At 66.1% G+C, this 6,130-nt stretch carries 5 protein-coding genes and 1 pseudogene; 5 read left to right on the top strand and 1 reads right to left on the bottom strand.

Annotation, left to right across the window (positions count from 1 at the left end; genetic code table 11):
* Positions 1 to 86 precede the first annotated feature (86 nt).
* Positions 87 to 1,652, bottom strand: coding sequence for a D-alanyl-D-alanine carboxypeptidase/D-alanyl-D-alanine-endopeptidase (gene dacB / locus QZV84_RS03100; RefSeq protein WP_292825149.1), 1,566 nt, complete (start codon positions 1,650 to 1,652; stop codon positions 87 to 89).
* 102 nt (positions 1,653 to 1,754) lie between these two features.
* Here dacB and QZV84_RS03105 point away from each other — a divergent pair, with 102 nt between their 5' ends.
* The 5 genes and pseudogenes from QZV84_RS03105 to QZV84_RS03125 form a co-directional block, all read left to right on the top strand.
* The gene (locus tag QZV84_RS03105) at positions 1,755 to 2,114 is read left to right on the top strand and encodes a response regulator (RefSeq protein ID WP_292825152.1); all 360 of its coding nucleotides are present in this window, start codon (positions 1,755 to 1,757) and stop codon (positions 2,112 to 2,114) included.
* Between the two features lie 74 nt (positions 2,115 to 2,188).
* Positions 2,189 to 2,653 carry a GNAT family N-acetyltransferase gene (locus QZV84_RS03110; RefSeq protein ID WP_292825155.1) on the top strand — a complete coding sequence of 155 codons (465 nt, stop codon included), beginning with the start codon at positions 2,189 to 2,191 and terminating at the stop codon, positions 2,651 to 2,653.
* A gap of 144 nt (positions 2,654 to 2,797) precedes the next feature.
* Positions 2,798 to 4,384: a hypothetical protein gene (locus tag QZV84_RS03115; protein ID WP_292825158.1), complete on the top strand. Its 1,587-nt coding sequence runs from the start codon at positions 2,798 to 2,800 to the stop codon at positions 4,382 to 4,384.
* A 122-nt stretch (positions 4,385 to 4,506) separates the two neighbouring features.
* On the top strand, positions 4,507 to 5,550 hold the full coding sequence (locus QZV84_RS03120; protein WP_292825161.1) for a hypothetical protein: 1,044 nt from the start codon (positions 4,507 to 4,509) through the stop codon (positions 5,548 to 5,550).
* A 90-nt stretch (positions 5,551 to 5,640) separates the two neighbouring features.
* Positions 5,641 to 6,130 (top strand): annotated as a pseudogene (locus QZV84_RS03125) (3-oxoacyl-ACP synthase); the annotation flags it as partial.

Here is a 6,130-nt window from a genome sequence, read left to right on the forward strand (position 1 = left end):
GACCGGGGCCGGATTCGCATTCGAGCATCCCCGACTTGCGAGGCGCGCTCCCTCGGGCATGACCCGGTCAGAGCTCTTGGGTCGGCTCAGTACAGCTGGTAGAGCTGCGAGGCGATCGCGCCGAGGTCGTTGTTGGCCTCGAAGACCGCTGAGACGTCATCGATCGGGACGTCGTTGACGAAGACAGCGAACGCGAAACGCTCGCCGCTGGCGGCATCCAGGTATCCGGCGAGTGCTTTGGTCTCGAGGACGAAGGCAGTACTGACTCCGGCGCCGACGAGCGTTCCGGTCTTCGCATGCGCGGCACCGATCGCGGGATCGCCCTCGGGCAGCACGTTTGCGAGCGACCCGTCGACGCCCAGGATCGGCGTCGAGTCATAGAACGTCTGGAACGTGTCGGTGCCGGTGAGGTAGCGCAAGTACGTGGTCATCCCGGCAGGCGTGATTCTGTTTCCGGGCAGACCCTGTCCGTCGGCGATCTCGACATCCGCGGAGGTGAGTCCACCGGCCTGAAGAGCGGCCATCTCGATGGCCAGGCCCTCTTCGAGCGTCGTGAGCCCCTCGCGGGCGGCGAGGATCAGGGGGAGCTGGTTGGCGCCGAGGTTGTGACTCACCTTGTTGATCAGTCGCGCCGTCTCCGAGAACGGGGGAGAGGTGAACGTGGCGATCGGTGTCAGCGCATCGAGCTCGACTGAAGTCGGCAGCGTTCCGGTGGCCGCGGCGAGGGGATCGGCATCCACCGTCACCCCCGCACGCGCGAGTGCTTCAACGAAGAGGACCCGCGCCCATTGCGCAGGGTCCGCAACCTGGTACGTCTGGACGACGGGGTCGGCTCCGAGAGGCACACTTCCGGTGATGGACAGGATGCCGTCCCCGGACTCTTCGATCGTGATGTCGATGTCGCTGTCGGCCGCGCCGGTCGTGACATCGACAGCCGGGCGGTACGCCGCGGTCTGAGGGCGCCACTCGAACGTCGCCGGCTCGCCGGCCGCGGTGCCGGGCACGAGGACGAAATCCACCAGGTTGTCGTTGACGACGATAGGAGATATGGGCACCTCGTCGAGGACGACCGGCTCCCACAGGCGGTCGTCGACGAGGACGTCGCCCGCAACTCGGGTGATGCCGGCGTCGGCGACCTGGCGTGCCAGGTCGTCCACTCCCGCGAGCGGGTCTTCCGGAGTGAGGGTGGCCACTCCGGGCAGCGCGTTGGCGTCGTAGTGATCGAAGATCGGCACGTCGATCGTCCCGTCGGCCATCGTCCGACCGCCGAGCGTGAGGTCGCCTGCTCCACGGAGCACGAGGTCGCCGTCGAGTGTTCCGCCCGACACGTCGCCGACGGCGACGACCGGCGTCGTGAGTGTCGCGTCCGCTCCGAGTTCGGCCAGCGCCGCCGTCACCGAGAGAATCTTGGCGGTCGACCCGGTGAGGAACTTCTCATCGGGGTTGTACGAGATGAGCGTCTCGCCGCTGTCGAGGTTCACCACCGACAGACCCCACCGGGCGTCCGTGTAGATCGGCTGATCCATGATCTCTTGAATCGACGGAGGCAAGGCGGTGACGGCGTCGGGAGTGGACTCCGCCGGTGCGGTGCAACCGGCGAGCACGAGGGCGAGGGCGGTCATCGCAAAGGCCGGGGCGAGGGGCGTGGTCATGACACGACTGTATTCACATGGTTCTCCGCTCAACAAGCGACCTGTGTCGCCTGCTTCGCAGTGGCATGATCCTCTACCTTGACACCGGGTCTGCTGTCATCGGTGGCAGAGCACCGCCCCGATCTGGTGATCACCGACATCCGGCTGCCGCCGGGAAACGCTGACGACGGGTTGGCGGCCGCGTTGCGGATACGCCGGACGAACCCCGAGATCGCCGTCGTCGTGCTTTCCCAGTACGTTCAGCGCAGCTACGCCGAGGAACTGGTCTCGCTCGCCACCGAGGTGCTCGGCCTGGTGGCCGAGGGACGCTCGAACGCGCCCATCGCGGGGGCTCTGTACCTCAGCGAGAAGGCGGTCGTCCAACACGTCTCCCGCATCTATGACTCGCTGGGCTTGGACGCCGACGACGCGGATGCCCACCGACGGGTGCAGGCTGTACTGCAGTACCTGGATCACAGCTGAGGCCAGCCGGGTGCCGCAGCACGATTAGTGTTCTACTCAGAGAATCCCGCCCAGGATGATGATCTCGGAGGGTCATGAGTGATGTGACGGTGCGCCCGATCCGGGTCGCCGATGCCGGCGAGGTCCTGACGATCCAGCGCGCCGCATTCGTCAGTGAGGCGCAGATCTACGGCGACCCGCAGGCGACGCCGCTGACTCAGACGCTGGAGCAGTTGGAAGCTGAGCTTCGCGACGCCGACGGTTTCGTTGCGCTCATCGGTCAACGGATTGTCGGTGCCATCCGCACCCGGGACGACGGCGTGCTCCTTCAGATCGGGCGGCTCGCTATCGCGCCGGATGTCCAAGGGGAGGGGATCGGCCGCATGCTGCTGGCGGCAGCCGAGGACGCTTCGATCAGCCGCGAGGCGGAACTGTTCACCGGCAGCCTCAGCGAAGCGAACATCCGACTCTACGAGGAGTGCGGTTACCGAGAATCCGAGCGAATTGACAATGGCGACGGCACCGCGCAGGTGTTCATGCGGAAGTCTCTCGCCATCTAGGCTGGCGGGGATGTGCCCCAAGCCCAGATGAGCGAGTCGATCGCCGTACCGTCGGCCCGTGCGCTCAGAGGTCGGCCTTTCTCCGCGATAACCCGTGTGCCATGATGACGCTCGGGCGAATCGAGCGGGAGGCAGCCAGTGGGGGTGAGCGGCTTGCGTCGGTGGAGCGTCATCGCGGCGTGGGTCGTCGCGGCGATCACTGGGCTGCTCATCCCGGCCGCGATGCCGGTTCCGGCGGCCGCGACCGCGGCGGCAACCGCCGTGTCGGCGTCGTATACGCCGGCAGAACTCGAGATGCTCCCCGGCGAGACCCGGACAGTCGCATTGCTCGTGGAGAATACGACTGGAGTCCCCGTCACGGCGACCTCGACGGTCGCGCAGACCGAGGGCAACTCAGACCCGGTCACCATCGGACTGGATGAGACGGCGAAATCCATTCCCGCGGGGGGATCTGTCGCGCTGGAGGCAACCGTCACGCTCGTGCATCGATCGGCCTTCCCCGTCACCGTGGTCACGACCGTCGCCTACACCGGACCTGGGGGGTCGGGATCGGCGATCGCCTCGCTCAAGGTGACGTCCGGCGCGACGCCGACCGCGGCCCCGGGAGCCCTCGTCATCACGGCGTCAGGCGATGCCGCCATGGTCGACACCTCGGGCGCAGACGTGATCTTCACCGTGCAGAACAACGGCGCGACCCTTCAGAGGATCACGACAGCCACACTCACATTCCCGACCTTCCTTCAGGTCAAGCTGGCTGACGGCTCGGTCTCCAAGGAATCGGCGGGGACGATGACCGTGCCCTTCACGACCGACGCGCTCAATGCCGGCAATGGCACAGCAATCCATCTTCGCGTCACCGCGCCCAAGGGCGTTCAGCCTGGGAACGCCCTGATCACCCTCTCTCTCAACTATGACGACGCGGTCAGCGGCACCCCCGCCTTCTCGACCGGTACGCACACCATTGGGCTGACGGTCTTCGGCGAGGAGGCAGTGAAGGGGGCTTTTGGTGCGGCGCTCGCCCCCGCGCTGTTCGTCGTTCCGGGACTGCTGTTCGTGCTGGTGCTGTGGTTCCTCTGGATGCACGTTTATCCCCGCAGGTTCCCGGTCGACATGACGCCGCCCTCCGCAATCAGCGCAGCGGTGGCTCTCGCGATCCTGGGCGTGCTTTGCGCCCTGCCGTTCCCGTACCTCTACCGGTTGGTCACGGGGCGCGACTACATCGTCGTCTATAGCTTCGCGGATATCGGGCTCATGTGCGCGCTGGGCATCGCCGTGGCCGTGGTCGCGTGGGGAGCCGGACTCGGCATCCGCGGGATTGTGCGCCGGTATCGCTTCATGCCCGGCGACCCGGCCCCCACGACCTTCCGCAAACTGACCCGCGGACGCCGCAACCTCACGCAAGTTCAGAACGCACTGCACGTGAGGCACGCCGAGGATCCGAAGGACGACATCGATGGCACCGTGTTCATCCTTCGCGTCGATGGCACGAAGGCGCTCGTGTGCCCCAAGATCACCACGCCCACCGTCGTCGAGAACAACCACCAGTATTCTTTGGAGTTCGAACGGCTGCTCACAGGCAAGAAGAACCGCAAGCTGTACCGAGAGGTGACCAAGCATGAGGCGGCGACGTTACCTCGGTACGATTCCTCCTCGGTCTCAGCGGTTGCAGCCGTCGACGTCGCCGACCTGAAGAGTTTCGGCCGCGGCCGCATCGTCGACCAGACGGGGTAGCGATGATCACCACACAAAGTGATGGGCCGGGCGCATGCGCCCGGCCCTGGCCCGCCATCGGGCGGCCCTCATCTCCACAGAGATGACTCAGTCACCACAGTGATATCAGAGGGAGATCCGGTATGGCAAGCATCACCCGCTTCCACGTCAGCTGGATGCTGACCGCGGCGTTGCCGGAGGCCGTCTCGGGAGCGGCGAGCCCCGCGCTGAGTACTCTGCCCGAGTACGCCTCCGCCTTCAACGCTGCACCGGAGGACGGCGCGATCTGGATCAAGCCGTGGGGCACCTACAATCTTCGCCACAAGTACTGGGCGGCGACGTTGAGCCCGGGATACGCAAGGGCCGACGGTTCCACCGCGTGGATCAAGCAGGCACCCTTGCGACGCGCTGCGGGCTACATGCCGACTGCGGACATACCGAATGTCGCTGTGAAGTGCGAGCGTTACCTCTTCCCGTCCGGTGTGGGCATGGCCATCACCGCGACGTTCGAGGGCGAGCTCTCGACCGACGCCGTGGTCGAACTGCATCGAAAGCTGTGCCAGGACAATGTATTCGCCGGATCGGACGGCACCGCGCGATCCGTCGATCAGGTGCTCTGGTACGAGCTCCGCGAACTTGAGAGGGACGTGCTCGGCGGCGCGAGCGCCGCCCCTGAGCAAAGTGAGCTCACCACAGTGACGACAATCGCCGGGTCCTCCTCATCCGTCTCAACCGCCGACGCAACCTCACTGCTGACTCAGCTCTGCTACCCCGGCCAGCCGCCCGGGAAGGTGAAGGTCCTCACTGCCAAGCCGGGCAAATTCACCGAGACGCTCCGAGTGGCTGGCTCCAACTCTCAGGCATCTTGGTCGCCACAGCGCAGCACGACCGCGAAGGGCAAGACGGGGCTCACGTGTTACCACCACAACCTTGTGCTCTCCGGACTGCAGGTGTCCCAGCTGCTCGGTCTTGTCGAACTCGGGGGTGATGATCCGCAGAACGCCCCCGACCGCGCCCAGCAGCTCTACAAGCGGGCCGGCACGATCCTCGGGTGGGCGTATGGCAGCAAGACGGTGTATTCCACGTCGTTCGCAGCGGCGAATATCGACGAGTCAGGGCTCGTGGACAAGATCAACACGCTCCGCAAGCGACTGTCGAGCGAACCGCCGATTTTTCGGCGGAGCTGATCTGCATCAGGCCCGCGATACGACGGAGGTTCCTCGTACGCGGGCATGTTCGTGACCGACCCCATGACTCGCAGGAGTATTCTCAGGAAAATGACAGGAATCTCGTACCGCCGTCCATTGTCCTATTCCCGGCTGATCGGCGTCGGGGGCGCGCGAGGGGACCGCATCGTTTCCAACGACGATCTCGCCGAGGCGCTCGAACGCGACGACGACTGGATCCGGCGCCGCACCGGCATCGTCACACGACGGCACGCGTCGCGCGAGGTCCTCGTGCAGCACCTGGCGGAGCAGGCGGCGCGCGCCGCGCTGGATGCCTCCGGGGTCCCGGCCGGCGAGATGGACGTGATCATCGTCTCCACAGTCACGTGGATGCAGATGACCCCAGGGATGGCGCCGCTGATCGGCGAGCGCGTGGGGGCATCCCCGTCGGCTGCTGCGTACGATGTGAACGCCGGGTGCGCCGGCTTCTGCTACGCGATCGCGCAGGCCGACGCGATGATTCGTTCGGGGCTCGCGCGGCACGCCCTGGTCGTGGGAGCGGAGAAGCTCGTGGACTTCACCGACCCGACCGAGCGGACGA

It is taken from the genome of Microbacterium sp. (assembly GCF_011620715.1).
Lineage (GTDB): Bacteria > Actinomycetota > Actinomycetes > Actinomycetales > Microbacteriaceae > Microbacterium.